This window comes from Candidatus Woesearchaeota archaeon (assembly GCA_027858315.1).
Lineage (GTDB): Archaea > Nanobdellota > Nanobdellia > Woesearchaeales > UBA583 > UBA583.
In genome coordinates, this window is sequence record JAQICV010000051.1 from 1 (window position 1) to 19,848 (window position 19,848).

The 19,848-nt window shown below is 26.9% G+C and carries 20 protein-coding genes; 10 read left to right on the top strand and 10 right to left on the bottom strand.

Annotated elements, in window-relative coordinates:
* From PF569_04535 to PF569_04545, 3 genes are all read left to right on the top strand, one after another.
* The coding region (locus tag PF569_04535; GenBank protein ID MDA3855500.1) for a transposase at positions 1-830 on the top strand (830 nt) is incomplete at its 5' end.
* A gap of 91 nt (positions 831-921) precedes the next feature.
* On the top strand, positions 922-1,482 hold the full coding sequence (locus PF569_04540) for a LemA family protein (GenBank protein ID MDA3855501.1): 561 nt from the start codon (positions 922-924) through the stop codon (positions 1,480-1,482).
* A 47-nt stretch (positions 1,483-1,529) separates the two neighbouring features.
* A complete protein-coding gene (locus PF569_04545) occupies positions 1,530-2,435 on the top strand; it encodes a PAS domain-containing protein (protein MDA3855502.1) in 906 nt (301 codons plus the stop codon).
* A gap of 13 nt (positions 2,436-2,448) precedes the next feature.
* Here the strand turns inward: PF569_04545 and PF569_04550 are convergent, their stop codons facing one another.
* Entirely contained in the window at positions 2,449-2,868 is a 420-nt protein-coding gene (locus PF569_04550) for an NUDIX hydrolase (GenBank protein ID MDA3855503.1), read from the bottom strand.
* Positions 2,869-3,007: 139 nt separating this feature from the next.
* Between PF569_04550 and PF569_04555 the strand changes: the two genes are divergently transcribed.
* Both PF569_04555 and PF569_04560 read left to right on the top strand, forming a co-directional pair.
* Complete coding sequence (locus PF569_04555; GenBank protein ID MDA3855504.1) at positions 3,008-3,958, top strand: M48 family metallopeptidase; 951 nt, start codon at positions 3,008-3,010, stop codon at positions 3,956-3,958.
* A gap of 55 nt (positions 3,959-4,013) precedes the next feature.
* A complete protein-coding gene (locus PF569_04560; GenBank protein MDA3855505.1) occupies positions 4,014-4,856 on the top strand; it encodes a hypothetical protein in 843 nt (280 codons plus the stop codon).
* On the opposite strand, the gene PF569_04565 is transcribed toward PF569_04560, so the two are convergent.
* Positions 4,851-5,264 carry a DUF2441 domain-containing protein gene (locus PF569_04565; GenBank protein ID MDA3855506.1) on the bottom strand — a complete coding sequence of 138 codons (414 nt, stop codon included), beginning with the start codon at positions 5,262-5,264 and terminating at the stop codon, positions 4,851-4,853. The two genes, PF569_04560 and PF569_04565, sit on opposite strands and share 6 nt — an antisense overlap.
* A 104-nt stretch (positions 5,265-5,368) precedes the next feature.
* Complete coding sequence (locus PF569_04570) at positions 5,369-8,203, bottom strand: DEAD/DEAH box helicase (protein MDA3855507.1); 2,835 nt, start codon at positions 8,201-8,203, stop codon at positions 5,369-5,371.
* A gap of 118 nt (positions 8,204-8,321) precedes the next feature.
* Between PF569_04570 and PF569_04575 the strand changes: the two genes are divergently transcribed.
* The 3 genes from PF569_04575 (at position 8,322) to PF569_04585 (ending at position 9,466) form a co-directional block, all read left to right on the top strand.
* Positions 8,322-8,549, top strand: coding sequence for a small nuclear ribonucleoprotein (locus tag PF569_04575; GenBank protein ID MDA3855508.1), 228 nt, complete (start codon positions 8,322-8,324; stop codon positions 8,547-8,549).
* Between the two features lie 92 nt (positions 8,550-8,641).
* On the top strand, positions 8,642-8,815 hold the full coding sequence (locus PF569_04580) for a 50S ribosomal protein L37e (protein ID MDA3855509.1): 174 nt from the start codon (positions 8,642-8,644) through the stop codon (positions 8,813-8,815).
* A 150-nt stretch (positions 8,816-8,965) separates the two neighbouring features.
* Entirely contained in the window at positions 8,966-9,466 is a 501-nt protein-coding gene (locus tag PF569_04585; GenBank protein MDA3855510.1) for a D-aminoacyl-tRNA deacylase, read from the top strand.
* 1 nt (position 9,467) lies between these two features.
* Here PF569_04585 and PF569_04590 read toward each other — a convergent pair whose 3' ends face one another.
* From PF569_04590 to PF569_04605, 4 genes are all read right to left on the bottom strand, one after another.
* Positions 9,468-10,568, bottom strand: coding sequence for a DUF1704 domain-containing protein (locus PF569_04590; GenBank protein MDA3855511.1), 1,101 nt, complete (start codon positions 10,566-10,568; stop codon positions 9,468-9,470).
* Between the two features lie 4 nt (positions 10,569-10,572).
* Positions 10,573-11,244: a hypothetical protein gene (locus PF569_04595; GenBank protein MDA3855512.1), complete on the bottom strand. Its 672-nt coding sequence runs from the start codon at positions 11,242-11,244 to the stop codon at positions 10,573-10,575.
* A 2-nt stretch (positions 11,245-11,246) separates the two neighbouring features.
* Positions 11,247-13,910, bottom strand: a complete 2,664-nt coding sequence (locus PF569_04600; GenBank protein ID MDA3855513.1) for a hypothetical protein — start codon at positions 13,908-13,910, stop codon at positions 11,247-11,249.
* Positions 13,911-13,986: 76 nt separating this feature from the next.
* Positions 13,987-14,541, bottom strand: a complete 555-nt coding sequence (locus PF569_04605) for a ZPR1 zinc finger domain-containing protein (GenBank protein MDA3855514.1) — start codon at positions 14,539-14,541, stop codon at positions 13,987-13,989.
* A 103-nt stretch (positions 14,542-14,644) separates the two neighbouring features.
* Here PF569_04605 and PF569_04610 point away from each other — a divergent pair, with 103 nt between their 5' ends.
* On the top strand, positions 14,645-16,054 hold the full coding sequence (locus PF569_04610) for a hypothetical protein (protein MDA3855515.1): 1,410 nt from the start codon (positions 14,645-14,647) through the stop codon (positions 16,052-16,054).
* Positions 16,055-16,060: 6 nt separating this feature from the next.
* Here PF569_04610 and PF569_04615 read toward each other — a convergent pair whose 3' ends face one another.
* Genes PF569_04615 through PF569_04625 form a run of 3 tightly spaced genes read right to left on the bottom strand, consistent with a single transcriptional unit; the run spans position 16,061 to position 19,227 of the window.
* Positions 16,061-16,237, bottom strand: a complete 177-nt coding sequence (locus PF569_04615; GenBank protein MDA3855516.1) for a hypothetical protein — start codon at positions 16,235-16,237, stop codon at positions 16,061-16,063.
* The gene (locus PF569_04620; protein MDA3855517.1) at positions 16,234-17,706 is read right to left on the bottom strand and encodes a hypothetical protein; all 1,473 of its coding nucleotides are present in this window, start codon (positions 17,704-17,706) and stop codon (positions 16,234-16,236) included. The genes PF569_04615 and PF569_04620 overlap by 4 nt, the downstream gene beginning before the upstream one ends.
* A 60-nt stretch (positions 17,707-17,766) precedes the next feature.
* Entirely contained in the window at positions 17,767-19,227 is a 1,461-nt protein-coding gene (locus PF569_04625; GenBank protein ID MDA3855518.1) for a YcaO-like family protein, read from the bottom strand.
* A gap of 55 nt (positions 19,228-19,282) precedes the next feature.
* Between PF569_04625 and PF569_04630 the strand changes: the two genes are divergently transcribed.
* A partial coding sequence (locus PF569_04630; protein ID MDA3855519.1) for a hypothetical protein occupies positions 19,283-19,848 on the top strand: 566 nt, incomplete at its 3' end.

Below are 19,848 nucleotides of genomic sequence, written 5' to 3' on the forward strand. Positions count from 1 at the left end.
CAAATCATAAAGGCAATAAGCAATTCACAACAGCTCAAAGATTAAGTGCTGTTCTTCTTTATTTTCGTTCACAAAAATCACTTGTGATTTTTTGCGGGGAATTTGAAGAATCCCAATGGCCAAAATATTTAGAATTCAAATATCCTTTAAGGAAATCAACTCTAAATGATTGGGTTAAATCATTTGATTTAAAGTTCATCAAGAGACTTCTTGATGAAACTAATTCGGGAGAGAAACCTGAATTATTAGGTATTGATGGAACTGGCATTGATACACATTTTAAATCTCGTTATTATGAAAAAAGATTAAAAGATTTTGGAAGAAAACCAAAGTCAAACTATCACAAATTGGACATAATAGCTGATATGAATGGAAAAAAGAAAATTTTTGATTTTTCTTTTTTGATGAAACAAAGACACGATATCCCTGTAGCATGGAGACTAATTAAACGTTTAAAGTATAAAAATGTTGTAATTGTGGCTGACAAAGGCTATTTTGATTTTGGTTTATTTGAATATTCAAAATCACGAAATAACTATTTGTTATTTCCTCCAAAAGATTTTGGAGGTAAATGTAAACATAACAATATTTTACATAGACAAATTAAAGAAAACTATCATAAATATATTGATATTTATCATAAAAGAAGTAATGTGGAAGGAGTTTTCTCTTCTTTGAAGAGAACAATCTTACATAAAATTGTGAGTAAAAACTATTCAACTAAGAAAAGAGAGATGGGATTTAAGATAGTTTTGTATAATATGCATAAGAATATTTCTTTTATTCTAAATTTTCAATTTAGATTTTTTATTCAAAAAATAAATTTTTAGATAAAAATAGATAATTAGTTGTTGTTTATACTCAATCGGATGAAGCCGGTAATCAAATAGTTTTATAAATTAAATGTTTCACATTATTAGTATGGTAAATGTAATACTATGGGTTATTATTGTAGTAGTTGTTTTATTCTCACTAATTTTAGTTGGAATGTACAACTCATTTGTAAGGCTTAGAAATCAAGTAGAAAATGCTTGGGCTCAAATTGATGTTCAATTAAAGAGAAGAACGGATTTAATTCCTAATTTAATTAATACAGTTAAAGGATATGCTAAACATGAAAAAGGGGTATTAGAAGGAGTTACAAAAGCAAGAACTGCTATGATAAATGCTGGTGGTGATGTTAAAAAAACTGCAGAAGCTGATAACATGTTAACTGGAGCACTTAAAAGCGTGTTTGCAGTTGCTGAAGCTTATCCTGACTTAAAAGCTAATACTAATTTTTTACAATTACAAGAAGAACTTGCAGGAACTGAGAATAAAGTTGCAGCATCAAGACAATATTATAATGATATGGTTATGAGTTACAATACAAAGAGAGAGAGTTTTCCTAATAATATTCTTGTAGGAATGTTTAGTTTTACTGAGAAAGACTTATTTGAAATTCCTGAAGCAGAAAAGGCAGTTCCAAAGGTTGAGTTTTAATTATTAAAAAAGAAATATTTATAATGAATATTTTGTTTATTCTTTTTATGAATTTAGAATTAAGTTTAAATAAAAAAAAATTGAATGTAGATTTTAATAAATTTTTAGAAGAATTATATGGTGAAGTTATGATATTATCTCCTTCTTTTAAAATAATAAATGTTACAAATTTATTTCTTAAAAATAATGAACTAGAATCGGAAGATGAGATTATTGGAAAATTTTGTTATGATATTAAAACTAAGAGTTCAATTTGTGTATTAAAAGAAGGAAATTGTCCTGGAAAAGATATCTTGATAACGAATGAACCAAAAAGTATTGTTCATCATTATTTAGATAATAATGAAGATAAATATAATAGAATAAGGCTTATGCCTTTATTTGACAATCAAGGAAATTTAGAGTATATAATTCATGGGACAAAAGATATTACTTCTCAAGAAATTACTAAAAGAAATAAAGATGAAATCTACAAACATTTCATAGATATATCTATTCCAACATATATTAGTAATTTGGAAGGTAAATTTTTAATCGCAAATCCTGCAACAATAGATTTGTTAGGTTATGATAGCTTAGAAGATTTGCAAAGTATCAATGCAAGAGATTTATATCAAAAACCTGAGGATAGAATTAAAATAATGAATGAATTAAAAGAAAATGGACATGTCAAAAATTCTGAACAAAGATTTAGAAAAAAAAATAGAACATATGCGAATGTTAATTTAAATTTAGTATTAGATGGAAATAAAATTAAAGGCGTTTTATATGATATTGGAGAAAATATCGTACCTATATGCCAATACTGTGAAAACATTAGAATTGGAACTCAAAAAAATCCTACTTGGGTTTCACCTATAGAATATCTTAAAGAAAATGGATTTAATTTAAGCCACGGTATATGTGAACCTTGTTTAAATGAAAAATTTGATATTAAAAAAGAAGATAAATAATAAATATGAAATCTTAATTTTTATAAAAATTAATAAAATCTTTTAAAACTTCTTTTTGATTAAATGCTAATTCAAACTTATCATCCAGTATTTCTTCAAATGTGAACCATTTAAAATCACTACTCTCTTCATCTAGTTTTATTTCTCCTTGAATTTTTCCATGAAAATAAATGGCTCTTACATGTAAGTTTTCTTTGTATTCATAATAAAAAGATTTGAGATATTGTTTTTCAATTATTTCGGAATTAGTTTCTTCTTTAATTTCTCTTTTAAGTGCTTCTTCAAATGTTTCAAAATTTTCAGTTTCTCCACCAGGGATACACCAATAACCTCCAAATTCACTATCATCATCTGCCCTTTTTAGTAAGAGAATCTCATTTTTATTATTTAATGTAATTAAATTTACAGGAGTTACAATTTTAAAATTATTCATAATTTAATATTCTAAAAAACTATTTATAATATTTATTAATCATTTATTAACAAAACTTCAGTCAAAATATAGTTTTCCGGAATGAGTTAAAATCTATAATTTTAATTAACTTTATAATTAATTAATACATTTATTTTTTATGGTTGTTAATTTACATGATGAAGTTAGATCAAATAAAAGAAAATCTATTCTTATTATTCTTATGTTTTTTGCTTTTGTAGGACTTATTGGTGGAGTTGGAGGAATTGTTATGGGACTGTATCAAACTGGAGGATTTAGTATTGGTTCATTTATTTTTGGTCTTGTTATGGCAGGAATTGTGTCATTTATTTATATTATGATTTTCTATTCGATGGGAGATAAGATGATTCTAAAAGCTACGGGCGCAATTGAAGCTAATCGGAAAACATATCCTTTTTTGTATCATACTACCGAGGCTTTAAGTTTAGCTGCAGGAATGAGAATCCCACCTAAATGTTATGTTATTAAAGATACTGCGCTCAATGCTTATGCAACTGGATTTAAACCTGAAAAGTCACATATTGTTGTAACAACTGGACTTATGGATAAATTGAACAGACAAGAACTAGAAGGAGTTTTAGCACATGAGATGTCTCATATTAAAAATCAAGATATTAAAGTTATGCTTCTTGCAGCAGGACTTGTTGGTGCAACAGTTCTTTTAGCAGATGTTATGTTTAGGCTGTTTATTTTTTCACCTCATCGTTCAGGAGGAAGCTCAGATAATAAAAATGGAGGTTTAATGATTGCAGTAATTGCTTTTTGGATTTTACTTGTAGTACTTTCACCAATTATCGGAGAGATGATTAAGCTTGCAATTTCTAGAAGAAGAGAATACCTCGCTGATGCTAGTGGAGCTCTTTTAACTAGATATCCTGAAGGTTTAGCTTCTGCTCTTGAAAAAATTAAAGGAGACCCAGACCCATTAGTTGATAATGCAAATAAAGCAACCGCTCATTTGTTTATTTCGACTCCATTTAGAAAAAAAAAGGGAATCAGTGGTCTTTTTGCAACTCATCCTCCTATTGATGATAGGATTAAAAGATTGAGAGGAAAAAATAAAAATTAAATTTATAATATCTTAAATATTCTATTTTTATATTAATATGGGAGAAATACTTAGTATGTTATATCAAGAAATTGTAACTCAAGATCAATTTAGAAATACTTATGAATCTAAAAGATACAAAAATGAGGGTTGTGAGACTTTAGATAGATATGATATTTTTCCATTAAATTATTTAAATCCTAAATCAAGGGTGCTTAATACACTTGGATTTTACTCTTATTTTTCGGGCTCAATTACTGTAGGAAATAAAATAAGAGCTAATGGTAGAATCTCTACAAATGATGAAGCTTTTGATTCATTTAGAACTTTTTGGGATGAAGAATTAGGACTTACTTTAAAAAACCAAAAAACATATTATTCTTTTGGAGTTTATGGTGGAACTTATTCTAGATTGCTTAGTTCAATGGGTTTTTATGCAAGTTCTGCTCCAAATCCATTAAGGCATGTAAAAAAAGCAGGAGTTGGAACAACACTTCCGAAATATATTAAAGATATAGTTGAAAATTATGATTCAAAAGATTTTATTATGCGACAATTTTTCAAACCATATTTAGATGATTTATTGGATGTTTTAATTAGAACTAAAGTTTCAAATAAAAAATATTCTTCTTTAAGATTAAATATGTTATCTCAACCTTCTAAAGAAAAATTAATAACAGAGAGTCAACTCATTGCAGATATTTTAAAAATAGTTTATCCTGAAGTGAATATTGAAATTGAAAATGATTTGAAAACAGGAGTTTTAATTTCAAAAGATAGAGAAGTTCATTTTGGGAATCTTTATTTTTCTCAGAATCAAATAAATACACTTCAAGAAGAAAAAAGTCCTTTAATTGAAAAATTATTTAATGAAAATCCACATAATAATGCAATTTCTAAAATTAATACTTCATTATAATTTTTTTATAATTTGAGCTTTACCTTCAACTAGAATTTCAGGTCTTTCTAATCTGTTAACGGGATTTTCGCCCCAATAAGCTCTTGCATAATCAATTTCTTCTTTTTTTGATTTTGCATAATTTGATGCTGCAGAGAATATATTTTGATCTGTCAAAAAGATTTTACCTTCACATTTTACTAGATAAATATTTTTCCTACCAGTTGTAAATTCAAGAGAAGTAGCAAGATATACAGAGTTTAATCTTGATGGCCTTTGAGGAAATTCTGCTTTTCTTACATTCTCGAACAATTCTTCTTGAACTCTAAGCCATTTAGGTCTTTTAGATAACTCTTCTAAACGATTTGCCTTTAACAAATCTCCTGAATCAAAATTAATATCTGAACTATGATAATATTTTCCTTCCATTTTAATAATTAGATAAATAATAATCTCAAGATATTTTTAAACAATTTGATTGATTTCATCAGTCAAATAGGAATAGAAATTGAAAATTTCTAACCACTTTGAGATTAATCAAATAGTTCCATTAAGTCTTCCCATTCTAATCTTTTGATGAATCCATCTTCTTTTTGAACAATGTTATCAAATAAATTTCCTTTTGCTTCTTGAAGTTTTAATATTTTTTCTTCGATTGAATTTTTTGTTATAAATTTGTATACACTTACTACCTTTTTTTGACCAATTCTGTGCGCCCTATCTTGAGCTTGTTTTTCAACCATTGGGTTCCACCAAGGATCATATAAAAATACTGAACTTGCAGAAGTTAAGTTTAATCCTACTCCTCCTGCTTTTAGTGAAATTAAAAATACTTTTATTGTATCATCATTATTGAATTTGTCAACTAATTCTTGCCTATTTTTTGTTGAACCATCTAGTCTTAAATATTCTATTCCTTCGTTCTTTAAATCTTTTTCAAATATGTCTAGCATTGAAGTAAACTGAGAAAATACTAAAACTTTCTCTCCATTATCTACAACTTCCGTTAATAATTCTAAAAATTGTTCGTGTTTACCTGAAATGTCTTTCTCATCTTCAAAACTTTTATCGACTAAAGATGGATGATTACAAATTTGTCTTAGTTTTAATAATGCAGAAAGAACTTGAATTCGTGATTTATCAAATCCTTGTTTTTGAACTAATTCATTTACTTCAAATCTTACTCTATTTAAAACTTCATTATAAATTCCAACTTGTTTATTTGTCATTTCAGAGTATGCTATTTTTTCTTGTTTATCTGGCAATTCTTTTAGAACATCCTTTTTTCTTCTTCTTAAAATAAATGGTCTTATTTTTGCTTGAAGTAGTTCAAGTGCAATCATATTATTTCTTTCAATTTTTGATACAAAATCTTTTGAAAAATCTGCTTTTGATCCTAAAAACCAAGGCATTACTAAATCAAATGTACCATATAGTTCATCAAGATTATTTTCAAGAGGAGTTCCAGTTAAAAGTAGTTTATTTTGAGTATTTATTGTTCTTACTGCTTTTGCAGATAGAGTTTTTATATTTTTCACATAATGGGCTTCATCTAAAACAGCATAGTTAAATTCGATATCTTGATATTCTTCATAATCTTTTTGAAGCATGGAGTAAGAAGTAATTACAATATCAAAATTTTTTGTTCCTTGAATTAACTTTTTTCTCTTCTCATTATCCCCATCAATTACGCAAACTTTCATCTCAGGAAAATATTTGTTTACTTCATTTTCCCAATTATAAAGAAGAGTCTTTGGACAAATTACAATATTTGTTGTTCCTTTTTCCATAGCAAGAATAGTTAGTGCTTGAATTGTTTTACCCAGTCCCATTTCATCAGCAAGGATTCCACCAAATCCATACTTTTTTAAAAAATGTAACCAGTAAACTCCTTCCTTTTGGTATTCTCTTAAAATATTGACAACTACTTCTGGAATTTCAATTGGAGTTACAGGTTTTCTTTCCCTTAATTCTTGGATTAAATCTTTATATTCTTGATTTGAAATAATTTTTTTACTGACAAAATCTTCAATAAATTTGTCAAGTTCAAGAGCGGTTTGAGTATTTCCTTGATATTTACTCTCACTCTTTTTTAAAGGCAAATATTTTAAAAATTCTAACCATTTATTAATCTCACGAATATTTGTCACATCAATTGTTGATCCATTTTTCAGTTGAACAAATTTTTTATTTTGTAACATTAATTCTTTTATGAAATCTAAATCAAAATATTCTTCACCAATTTTAAATTTTAATGTGAATTCGAATAAGTTATTTTTAGATTTTAACATTGCTTCAATATCAAATGAAACAACTCCTGTCTGTAAGTTGATTTTTTTACCTCCCTTATAATCTACTTCTATTTTTTCCTCAATTTTAGGAATTCCCCTATTAATGAAATTATCTAAATGAAAAATTGGAAGTGTTAATCTAAATGGTGCTTTAATATATCTTCTAGGACTAATTCTTGTTCCTTCAAATAAATCTTCGAATATACCATCAGATAAATTCTCATCAGCAATATATTTTATAAGTTTTCCATCTTCTTTTGCAATTTTGATTAATTTCTCTTTGCCTATCCATCCTTGTGTTTCAGCATACATATAATTTTCAATTCTAAATCTTTCATTGCCAACTTTGTATTTTAACTCAATTGCTATAAAATGAGCAGTTTTGTCTACTTCTAAAACTAAAGGGGAAATTTTTTCTTCAATATTTAAATCAGCTAAATCTTCAATACCATCTTCAATTTCAATATTGTGAGTTTTCTTTAATTTGACAAAATAAGTATCTTTTAAAGTAAAAAAACTATCAATTGTGAATATCTCTTTTTTATCAATTAGCTCTTTGTAAAATTTAATTGGTAAATCTTCTGAAAGTTTATAGATATTAAAATTATCAATAAAAAATACTTTGTCAAGTGCAAGTATGAAATCTCCTTCATTTTGTATATTTAACATGATATTATTTTCATAATTAAATGAAATTCTCATATCTAGTTTGTATTCAGAATCATTAAATTTAATCTCATTTTCTCCCATAAAAGTCTTATACTTTGTGTTTTTAAAATTGTTGAAGAATAAATCAAAATCATTTAATATTTTGTAATAAGATTGAGTTTCAGTAATTTTATGTACCACATAACCTAAAATTGTTGCTTCATCTTTAGATAAAATTTTTTCAGTATCATTTAAATTTAATAGTTCTTTAATCTCAGCACCATTTAATCTCTCAGAATTAATTTCACAATAAAAATAATGATAATCTTCTTTTTTTTTGAAATTAAAAGATAGATTTTTGTAATCATAAATTATACTACTTTTAGATTTAACATCTTGCAAAACTTTCTCATTAAAAAATTCACTCATTTTTATTAAAAATAAAACACTTGTCTATTCAACAACAAACATAAGACTATTTATAAAGTCTTGGATTGAAAATATATTAGGAACATAAATAAATTTATAAAGGGAGTCAAATTGTTTTATGTTAATGGAGACCGTAAGACCGTTAGATGTTTTAAATCGAACTAAAGGTAAAGAGATTACTGTTTTGTTAAAAAACAATCAAGTCTTTAATGGTAAATTGAAAGCGTTTGATATTCACCTTAATCTTGTTTTGTTTGAAGCAAAAGAAGTTATGGAAGATAAAACTCTAGAGATTGGCGATATGTTGATTCGAGGAGACGCAATAATTACTATAAAAAATATTTAAATATTAAAAGAAAATGGTACTGTCAAAAATTAAAGATTTTTTCGGTACCATTTTAAATCAAAAGCAATTAATAAAATAATAGGAGATTAAAAATGGTAAAAGGAACACCAACTATGGGTAAGAGGAGTACAGGAAAGTTACACCTGTCGTGTCGAAGATGTGGTAAGAAATCATATCATATGAAGAGAAGTGAGTGTGCATCTTGCGGTTATGGTAGATCAGCAAGAATGAGAAATGGTAATGTTGTTAAAAAAGCAAGATTATAAAACAAAAACTTTTTATTTAAACTAAATTCTAATCTGAAGAAATTTAGAAAAATTCTAACATGCTCAACAATTTAGGTAATAAATTCTTGGCATCGTATTAATATCTTATTAACAGAAATTATTTAAATAATATAATATAAATAATTAATTATGAAGATTGTTCTACAAAGAGTAAATTCTGCAAAGGTTATTGTAAATAATGTAATTGTTGGAGAAATTGATAAAGGAATTTTAGTTTTTCTAGGCATATCGAAAGATTTTAATGAGAAAAAATTTGATTGGATGATAGATAAAATATTAAAACTCAGATTATGGGCATCTGAAGATAAGGGTGCAGTCACTCAAAATATTCGTTCGGGACCTTTTTTAGAGGAAAAACCTCCTAAAAAAGGTTTTGATTTATCTGTTAAAGATATTTCTGGAGAAATACTTGTAATCTCACAATTTACTCTATTTGGAGATTGTACGAAAGGTACTAAACCTAATTTTGTTAAAGCCTGTGAATCTGAAATTGCTAAGGAGATTTATAATAAATTTATTTTAAGATTAAATGAGATTTCAGGACTTAAAATTGAGAGCGGAACCTTTGGTGCAAAAATGACCCTAAATTCCCAAAATGACGGCCCTGTAACTATTATCTTGGAAAAATGAGTTAAATCAGAGGTTTTATTTTATCTTTATTTTTTTTAATATATTTTTTTAATATTTTTAAATCTTCAATTTTTATTTTGCCAATTAGTAGGTCATTTATATCATGAAATCTTACAAATCGTTTAATTTTCAAGTATCCTGAAAAATATACATAATCTTTTGTAAATCCACCCGGTTTTGAAGTATCAGAGATATTTCTTTTTGCCCTAAAAGTTATTGCAAATGCATCTTCTCTTTTGAATCCATAATATCTTAATAACTGATATAAATCATAGAAACCTATTTTTAAAGCATAAAATGAACCAATTACTCTTCCAGCATAAATATACATCTGAGCTTTTGAACTAACACCTTTTAATTCCTCAGCATATACTGCAAGGCCTTCTTCTGTTTCAATATAATTTGAAGTCCCACTCTCAAAAATTTTTATTCCAGTTTTTTTCCCATTATAGTATCTTAAATAGTGTACTCCAATTTCATGTACTTGGAGTCTTTTTACATCAAGAGAGGTTATCCTACTATTAGGATTGATTTTAATTAAATTGTAATTTGGCACTATATTTACTTTAGAAGGAATATTCTCAAATATTACTTTTAAGTTTTCATCAAATTCATTTCTAGTATATTCATTTAACCTTTGAAATACCTCTTCATGTGTTAGAGTTTTAAATTTAACTTTTTCTCTCATATAATATTTACAAAATGTTTTAGCTTTAGATAACAAATATCTTGAAGGTTTTCCCCTATATTTAATTACATAGTCCGTAGATATAGTATCTCCCCAATTCATATGACACATTATCTCAAAATATTTTGTTTTTAATCTTTCTTTATATAATTTTTTTATCCCATAAATATCATTTTTTGTAGAAATATTTAATTTTTTAAATTCATTTACTTTTTTTTTGTCAAATACTTTTTTCTCATAGATAAATTGAGGATTATAAAATTTATCATCTGCAATTGCTTTGAAAAATTTTTTCTTCTCTTCTAAAAAATTTAATGGTTTTGGAAAATTTAAATTAAAATTTGAAATAAGTGAATAATATTTGTCTTCGAAATTTCTTATTTCTTCAAAGTATTGTTTTTCTTCACCATTCATCTTATTAATTACTATCTACTATTTCTTGCATTTCACTTACTATATCTTCCATTTGAGAACAATAATCTTCTTGACTATCTGGAAAGAAACCATTCTCAGACATATCCGCAAATGTTTGATAAACTGAAGCTAATTCATTTATTGCTAAAAGTATTGCTGGTGCTCCAACGACTATTGAATCGCAAGTTCCAGATGCTGCACAAGATTTCAATTTTAGTCTTGCACCAATAGATAGTGCAGAATATGCAGTTCCTACTGGATTTGCTAGAGCATCTGCAATTAATTTTCTAAAATGCTCTAATATACTCAAAGGAGGAACTGCAAAAACTTCACCAACTATATACTTACAAGTATTATATCCTGCATCAGCCTCACAAAAAGCTGGATCAATACTATGTTTTACTGCTTCATATTTACAAACAACTGCTTCACATTTAATGTTTCGATATTCTTGAGCCTTTTCTAAAACTCCAGGAATACACATCATAACAACTGAGAGGACTAATGAGTCTTTTACATTAACAGGAGGAACTATTGAACAATCACTAGCAATTTCTGCTTTAGATGCAGTTGGGTCTCCCTCTGCTGCATAAGATAATTCCATTGGCATGATGAATAATAGACTCATTGTAAAGAAGAGCATTACAAAGTTTTTGATTAAATTTTTATTTTCCATTTTTATTTATTAGCTCCCTCATCATCTGCAATACATATTGAATTACTCCACTCATCTAAAAATTCTCCATTAAGCAGTTGCCCTGTTGTTGATTCTTCGAATCCTGAAGAATCCCAGAAATCTCCTAAAAGACCGCCATTAGCACAAGTTACAAAATTACACATTTTTGTTAATGGTGAATCTTCACTAAATAATAAATTTGAAATAGTTCCTTGAATTCCATATGTTGCTTTATCTCCTGCTTGCTTTGCAGGTTGAGCAGGTGGTATTCCATTCATTGCCCAACTAATGTAAGTCCATGCTTGAGATAGAGAACTAATTGTAGCATCAGCAGTATTTACTACAGTACATGTTTTTGCCAAGATATCATATATGTCATATAAACTTCCAAACCAAGATCCTAAAAAGTCTGCTGCTCGAGCATCTTCTAATATACTTTGAGCATTTGCTTTTAATAAATTATCATAAGGTAAGTCATAGAATAAAAAGTTAACATTAAAATCAACTGGCTCATCAGGATATACAGTTGTTGCATCTCTTTTTCTAATAGCCATTGTACACTTCATAGTCTTATTATTTAAGTCATTATAATTTGGATGTGTTCTTACTTCCATTTTTATTGCAAAATCTCTAATAGCTTCTTCATTATCTTCAATAGTTTTTACAACATCTTCAGGATACAAGTTTCTCTCGCCAATTAAAATTGGGTCTAATTGAGAATCATTACAACTTTTAAGCATATAATTTACAACAAAAATCTCATCCTCAGTATGAATATTCTCAATTAATCCTTCAAACCAAGCTCTTGAACCTGAAGTTGAGATTAAATTTCTGTTTAATAAATTTGTAATTTCAATATCTTCAATTTTGAATGATTCTGATACCTCATCACCTACTGCAAAAATTTCTACTTCATAATTTTCAACATCACGATTTCCAGCAATATCTGTTGCAACAAAAGTTATATTTTTTAGAAGATAACCATTTCTTACTTTTATTTGAGTGAAATCACATTGAATAGAAGTTTGTTCATATCTAACACAATTATTTGGTGCGATGTATTCATCGTAATCAGCAATTGAAGATAAAGATGCAAAAATGAAATTTGAAGTATAATCTAAAATATCATCATCTTGAATTATTATTCTAAAATTTACAATTTCTTTAGAAGTTATTAATCCATCTTTAATACTATCATCAGAGTAGTCATTTTCTATGAATTCAATACTTGTGATTTGAGGAACATTATTATTTATTGTCACATTAATTGATTGATATGAAGGATTACCATATGAATCGTAAACATTTATTTTGAAAATAACACTCCCTTGAGTTACTCCAGAGTATTTTTTTATGTAATCACTAATATTCCATTTATAATATCCCTTCCCATTAATGAACTCCCTATCTATGTCATTATCAAAAAAACTATCATCAAAATCTGAAATTACTCTAAACTCATTAAATGATATAGAGTCCTTAAGAGATTCATCACTAAATTCTAAATAAATCATTACATCATTGTCAAATGCGTTGAATACATTTTTCTTTCCCATACTGTTTACTAAATAAAATTCATTAATTTTTGGACCATCATTATCATAAAAAATACTTTGCGAGAATGTTTGTTCTGCTTGATTATTTGCTGAATCAGTAGTCTTGAAAATTAATGGAACTGTCGAAGTTTCATCCAATTTATCAATATTAATTCTGTTAAATACACAAACATACTTATTTTCATTTAACACATCTTTACTACAACTTCCAGGAAAGTTTGAAAAATCTGAACTTAAAGAGTCAAAATCTCCATAAACTACTGGCGAACTATCAACTTTTGAATAAGAGCTATCAACTACATCTATACTAAAAGATATGTACCTTCCTTGAGCATCTTTTATATAGTTTAAAATGTTAAGATTTGAAAATACGGGTTTTGAATTATCTACAATAAATTCTAATTCTTCTTCGTAAGAATTACCTAAAATATCTTCTACAGTAATAGTGTATTTTTTTGAAGATTGAAGTGTCTCTTGAATTTTTCCAGAAAAACTTGAATTGCCTTCTAAATCATAATCTTCATATCCTGAGATTTTTACTGATTTTAATCCTGAACCTGTATCCACTACTTTGTATTCAACATTAACACTAGCATTCATTGGTAAAACTGCGGAGAGTGGTTCAATTTTTAATTGCTCAAAATATGGAGCAGTATCATCAACTAAAAATTTTATAGTTCCAGATGAACCTGAAGTGATTACATTATAACTTGAAGTAAAAGAACCTGGAGCTTTAGTTGAATAACTAAAAACGAATTCGACTATTGTTGTTGAATTACTAGGATTAGAAATAGAATTTGCAGGTACAAATAAACCCCCAGAGAATAATTTGAACTCAATATCATCAACAGAATTAAAACAATTATCATCCGTGTCTAGAAATTCCATTTGAATTTTTAAAGGATTTCTATCTAACTCCCCTCTAATTTCAATAGGAATTAATGATAACTCTACTCTAGGAGATTCACCTATGAATTTTGAACCAGAATAAAAACTAATATTTGTTGGCAAGTCTGCACAAGCAGAATAGGAAAAATGCAAAGAAAAAACAATTGCTAGAACTATCGTAATAAAATTATAATAAAATCTTTTATTATTATTTAAACTCATATCTTACAAGCATTAAAATGGTTTTTAAGAATTAGGTGTCACCAGTAGAGAACAAATATAAAAATAAAAATAAAAATTATTTCTTTACTCTTAATTTTTTTACTTGAACTTTATCCGAGATTATAGCAGAATTTCCAGTTTCATCTTTTAATTTGATAGTTATTTTCCTCTCACCATTCATTACTTCTTCAATACCTTTTAGAATAGTTTTAATTCTTTTTTTCTTTGCTTTCTCTAAATCATCATCTCCTTTTAAGAGCATAATTTGTTCTTTAAATCTATTTAATACTCCTTCAACATTTGATATGAAACCTTCTGAGCTCATTGTTGACTCAACAGATATTCTAAAATTAGGAATTTTTACCTCACAGGAACCGGATTTAATTACTCTTATATTTAAATCCTCTTTTGATTCAACTTCAAGAGTATATTCTGCAGGATTAGAGACATTTTCAAATTCTAGATCTGAATTTTTAAATCCACATGCTAAACATTTTATCGAAAAAATTGCAATTGTTCCAGCAAAAGGGTCTTCAATTTCATATTCTGAAAAAGTTGCCTTCTTTTGAGCACATACAGGACATTCCTGATTCTCAATTATCATTATATCTCTATCATTTTCTTGAGCCATAAATTAAACATGAAGTATCTATTTAAAAAAGTTATTATGACCTTATAGACGATGACAAAATTTGAAAGAACAAATTTATAAATGTTATTCATTTTGATTAATTATGACAAAGATTGAACAATATTTTAATTCTATAGATACATACCTAGAAAAAGCGTATGATGTCGCAAATAAGGCTAAAGAAAAAGGCCTTGACCCTAAGAATTTTGTTGAAATGCCTCTTGCTAAAGGTATTTCTGAGAGAGTTGAAGGTCTTGTTAGTGTATTCTCACCCCAAATTTTAAAATCAGGTGTTGCTCAAAGAATTCAATCTCTTGAAGATGAGTATGGAAAACTAGATTGGAGAGTTGGTCTTCAAATTGCATATGAAGTTGCAAATGAAGATTTCTGTAAATTTAAAGATAAGAAAGAATCTATGGAGATAGGGATTAGAGTTGGTTTTGCATATATTACTCTTGGAGTAATTTCTGCACCACTAGAAGGTTTTATTGATATTTCAATTAAAAAAAGAAAAGATGGAGAAGAATATATTGCAATGAATTTTGCAGGTCCAGTTAGAGCCGCAGGAGGAACCGCAGGAGCAGTTAGTGTTTTAATTGGAGATTATGTTAGAAAGAAAATGGGATATAATATTTATGATCCCGATGAAATTGAAGTTAAAAGATATTACACTGAATTGCTTGATTATAATGATAGATGTGTGAGACTTCAGTATATGCCTTCAGAAGAAGAAGTAAAATTTTTGATTGAACATATTGGTATGGAAATTTCAGGAGATCCTACAGAAAAACTTGAAGTTTCTAACTATAAAGATTTACCAAGAATACCAACAAATAGAATTAGAGGTGGTATGTGTCTTGTGGTTGGTGAGTGTATCATTCAAAAAGCTCCTAAAATTAATAAGAGGATTGAAGATTGGGGTAAAGATTTTGGTATGGAGCAATGGCTTTTTTTAAAAGAATTTCTAGACTTACAAAAAAAAATTAAAGCAAAAGCTGGAACTAGTTCAGATAAGAAAAAAGAAAAAAAAAAAGATGATGAAGATAAGCCAAAGATTTTACCTAACTATAAATTTATCCAAGATATTGTTGCCGGGAGACCAGTTTTTACTTTCCCTATGGCTAAAGGAGGATTTAGATTAAGATATGGGCGATGTAGAACTTCAGGATTTGCATCTAATTCTATGAGCGCTCAAACAATGGAAATCTTAGATAAATTTGTTGCTGTTGGAACTCAGTTAAAAATTGAAAGACCAGGTAAAGCTACAGTAATTACTGCTTGCGATACACTTGAGCCACCAATTGTCAAATTAAAAGATGGTTCTGTGAAAAGACTATCAACCCAAGAGATGGCAAAAGAATATACTTCTGAGATTGAAGAGATACTTCATTTAGGAGATTTACTTATTTGTTATGGTGAGTTTTCAGAGAATAATCATCCTTTAGTTCCAAATGGTTATTGTGAAGAAGAATGGGCATTAGAATTAATTGAAAAAATTAATAAAAAAAAGTAAAATAAATTATTTTCTAACATCATTAATTATATTAGTACTCATATTTGTTACGCCACTTGAACCGTCAATATAATTATTTGCAAAAAAATATACGATAACTATGAAAACTACTAATGAAATTATTAATACAACTATTGTTTGAAGTGATAATTCAATTCCTTTTTTTTCTTTTAACAGCTTCATTTTATATTTAATACAATATTTTTGAAAAAATGAAATGCTTTGTCTGGATTATTATCATCATTAATATTTGCTGAAATTATTTCAACCATATTGTTATGACATATAATTTTATCATTATAATCAAATGTCCCTAAACTTGATGGATCATACACCCCTAAAAATTCTAAACAATCTTCCTCAGTATAAAAATTGAAATCATCATCTATTGAGATCTCATAAACTGGTTTAATGTCTTCCTCAAAATTTTCATCACCATCAAATCTTTGACGAGCATTTTGCTCATATCCATAAATTAATTTCCCATTAATTTTTTTAAATATAGCTACACGAGATAAATCAATACTTGCATAGTTTGTGAATATGGAACTAAGAGGAATCATTAATTCTTCAGTTGATGAACTTAATGAATAAAATTTTGAAGAAGAATTATAATGATAAAAATAACTTTCATTAAACTTACCTTTAAATTCAAATGTCCCAACAGGCCATATTACTTCTGCCATTGAAAAATATTCAGTATATGAATCTGAAGTGTATCTACATCCTGACCAAGAACTCTCTTCTGCTTCTCTACCTCCAAAAGTATTACATTCTTCATCTGGAAAATCAGCTCTGTAATCAAGATTTGATATTTCAGGATTTATATTTGATTGCGCCCAAGCAAGTGCCTCTGATACACTCATTCTACTGTAACCATCTGAAACAGTATAACATACTTCTTCTCCTCTTTCATCATAATTACATTCTTGATGAGTTGTTCCAGCATAAGGCACTTCAATTAAACCACCAACTATTCTTTCATCACTTGTTGAACTTGATAATTCTAAATCTTGATAATGAATTAAATCTTGAAGAATTGGACCAGTTTTCTCTTCAAAATTGTAATAATAATCAGGATAATTATCTACTACACCATTACCAACATCATATCCATAAATTATTGTATTATTTATATTTAAATCCATGTTTTTTAGAATACAAGTTTTGTATGTATTAGCTTTAGAAGTAATAAAATCAAAATTATACTCGTGAGATTTAATATTTCCTCCATCATTACAATACAATAAAAGATTAGTATCTCCACCCCAAGATGCAGGAATGTCTATATTTTCAATTATGTCTTGTGTAGTTTTACAATAATACATTTTATAATTATTAGTAGATGGAGAATCACCAGGACTTGCATCATTATAAACTTCAATTTCATACATTCCGCCGATTCTGCAAAAAGGTTCATCAACATTATCATTAAATTCTTTTATTTCAGAATAAGAATTATCAATTATTGCTGAAGTTGATTCAGTTCTTAGACCACTCTCATAAGTTGTAGCATCATCAGCTACTTGATGACCAAATGGAGATAATATTCTATGTTCTAAAACTCCTGCTGAAATAAATGAGGTAGCTACAAAGATTAAACCAAAAATAAGAAAAATTGATAATAAGGTCTTTTTTAAATGAAATTTCATATCATAAAAAGAATAAAAAGATTATATATACTATTTTAATTACTTGGCAGTTATAATCTATCAAATATCTTTCTTAAAAATATCAAATCTTTGTTGTTTTATGTAATCAGGTCTTAAAAATGCTTCAATAGGTAATGATTGTGGATTCATTGAAACTCTTAACATTTCTTCAGTTATATGTGGATATGTTTGAAAAAATATCTCCAGTTCTGCTTTAGTATTAGTAAAGAACATATCTTCGAAATTTTCCTCATAATATCTTTTTGCTTCATCAAATAATCCTGCTTGAAAGTACAGTTTAGCCATTAATAAATCATCATTTTCATTTATTGAAGAGAATATAGTTCCTGGAGAAAATTTAGGAATCATTAGTCTGTATACTGGAATTTTTAATAGATGATGAGTTTTATCAATTATAAAAACATCAATATTTCTTTCTTCGAAGATTTTTTTAAATTCATCCAACTCATCTTTAAAATTATCTCTTGAATAATCTGGTAAAAATCTATGTGAAGATTTTTTTGCATCAATAAGTTTTTTTTTAATATCAATATTTAGAACATATTGCCAATTTCCTGTTTTGTTAATTCCGCCGATTCCAAATGAAGAATGTGTATCTTTTTCTGCCATAGCACTCATTTGTATATATTCAGTTATTGCGCGAATTATTGCCTTTATAGGATTTGCGTGAGTTCCATACCCATAACCAATATAACCATAATCTATTTCATTTTTATTTTTATTAATACCACAAGCAATAATTGTTGAAACTTCAATATCCATAGTTGCATTTATTATATAGATATCAATATTATTCTTTTTAATATTTTTTAATAAATCAGTTAATACTTCATTATTGATGTTTTCTATTTCAATTAATTCTATTTTTGATTTCTCGAAATTTTTAATGAATATGTCCAAATTTTGTCTTTCAATTAATTCACATAATGCTTGCATTATTGTTTCTTCTTTTGTATTTCCAGAAGCAAGACCATTACTTGTTTGATACGCATTATTATAATTAATAGGATAATAACTTGGTTCTTCTTTTATTATATTATATGAAGGAATCCAATCAAGAGGAATTTTTTTAATTAGTTTTTTTAGTTCTTCTTTTTTTTTACTATACTCGATATTTAGTACTGGCTCTATTGAATCTAAATTTATTTCTTTTGATAAGTCTTCAAAACTTATTTGTCTAGAATTATTATTTTTGTAATTAAAATTTATCCATGAAAATCTCTCAATATACTCCATTATAGCGCTTGCCTTTGCTTGGTCTAATGTTGCCCCTTTACCATATGCAGTTTGCTTTTCATCACCAAATGAGAATACACAAAAATTTCCTTCACTTAGTTTTGTTAATTTGTATTCAGTTTGTGGATAAACCTTGTTTAATCTATTAAACACAAACTCATAAGTCTCTTTTGGATGAATTGCTTTGTCTTGATCTAAATCATATTCTTTTTTTATTGAATCAAATTTGAAGTCCACATATTTGCTTTCAAGAGATTCTTTCATACCATTAAAAAAATCTAAAGATATATAAACTTAATTAAAGTCAAATATAATAGATATGAATACAATAGAAATTAATGCAATAAAGGCAATAGATTTTGCAAAAGAAATCAAAAAAATAGAACTTGAAGATATTTTAAAGTTTAAAATTACGGATTCAATTATGCTAAATATAAATATTTTATTTTATTATTTGAAATTAAAAAAAGTAAAACAAATTATTCTAGTTAAAAATGAGGATAGAACTGATGTTCTTGCACTTAGAAAATTTATAGTTTACATACAAAAATCTTATTTACATTTAAGTAATGATTTTTTGATAACTTTTGAAAATTTTTTAGATGGAGAATTATATTTATTTATGGGAGAAAGGAATTATTTGAATTATTGTTATCATAATAATATTGAACCAAAATGGAATGATAATTTTCTAAAGAAAGAAAATTTGAAAATTGAGAGAAATAAAAATTTAATGAAATATGAAACTTTTAAATATTTGATTGAGAAACAAAAAGAGATGCCTTATAGTAAGTTTAATTTTCCTCACGAAGATAAAATTGATAGATTTGTTTTTTATTTTAATTGTTATTCTGAAAAATTAAAAAATGAAGCATTAGAGATTAT

Excerpts from the sequence above, each read along its gene's own strand:
- PF569_04540 (MDA3855501.1), top strand. The coding sequence starts at position 922 with ATGGTAAATGTAATACTATGGGTTATTATTGTAGTAGTTGTTTTATTC.
- PF569_04545 (MDA3855502.1), top strand. The coding sequence starts at position 1,530 with ATGAATTTAGAATTAAGTTTAAATAAAAAAAAATTGAATGTAGATTTT.
- PF569_04550 (MDA3855503.1), bottom strand. The coding sequence starts at position 2,868 with ATGAATAATTTTAAAATTGTAACTCCTGTAAATTTAATTACATTAAAT.
- PF569_04555 (MDA3855504.1), top strand. The coding sequence starts at position 3,008 with ATGGTTGTTAATTTACATGATGAAGTTAGATCAAATAAAAGAAAATCT.
- PF569_04560 (MDA3855505.1), top strand. The coding sequence starts at position 4,014 with ATGTTATATCAAGAAATTGTAACTCAAGATCAATTTAGAAATACTTAT.
- PF569_04565 (MDA3855506.1), bottom strand. The coding sequence starts at position 5,264 with ATGGAAGGAAAATATTATCATAGTTCAGATATTAATTTTGATTCAGGA.
- PF569_04570 (MDA3855507.1), bottom strand. The coding sequence starts at position 8,203 with ATGAGTGAATTTTTTAATGAGAAAGTTTTGCAAGATGTTAAATCTAAA.
- PF569_04575 (MDA3855508.1), top strand. The coding sequence starts at position 8,322 with ATGTTAATGGAGACCGTAAGACCGTTAGATGTTTTAAATCGAACTAAA.
- PF569_04580 (MDA3855509.1), top strand. The coding sequence starts at position 8,642 with ATGGTAAAAGGAACACCAACTATGGGTAAGAGGAGTACAGGAAAGTTA.
- PF569_04585 (MDA3855510.1), top strand. The coding sequence starts at position 8,966 with ATGAAGATTGTTCTACAAAGAGTAAATTCTGCAAAGGTTATTGTAAAT.
- PF569_04590 (MDA3855511.1), bottom strand. The coding sequence starts at position 10,568 with ATGAATGGTGAAGAAAAACAATACTTTGAAGAAATAAGAAATTTCGAA.
- PF569_04595 (MDA3855512.1), bottom strand. The coding sequence starts at position 11,244 with ATGGAAAATAAAAATTTAATCAAAAACTTTGTAATGCTCTTCTTTACA.
- PF569_04600 (MDA3855513.1), bottom strand. The coding sequence starts at position 13,910 with ATGAGTTTAAATAATAATAAAAGATTTTATTATAATTTTATTACGATA.
- PF569_04605 (MDA3855514.1), bottom strand. The coding sequence starts at position 14,541 with ATGGCTCAAGAAAATGATAGAGATATAATGATAATTGAGAATCAGGAA.
- PF569_04610 (MDA3855515.1), top strand. The coding sequence starts at position 14,645 with ATGACAAAGATTGAACAATATTTTAATTCTATAGATACATACCTAGAA.
- PF569_04615 (MDA3855516.1), bottom strand. The coding sequence starts at position 16,237 with ATGAAGCTGTTAAAAGAAAAAAAAGGAATTGAATTATCACTTCAAACA.
- PF569_04620 (MDA3855517.1), bottom strand. The coding sequence starts at position 17,706 with ATGAAATTTCATTTAAAAAAGACCTTATTATCAATTTTTCTTATTTTT.
- PF569_04625 (MDA3855518.1), bottom strand. The coding sequence starts at position 19,227 with ATGAAAGAATCTCTTGAAAGCAAATATGTGGACTTCAAATTTGATTCA.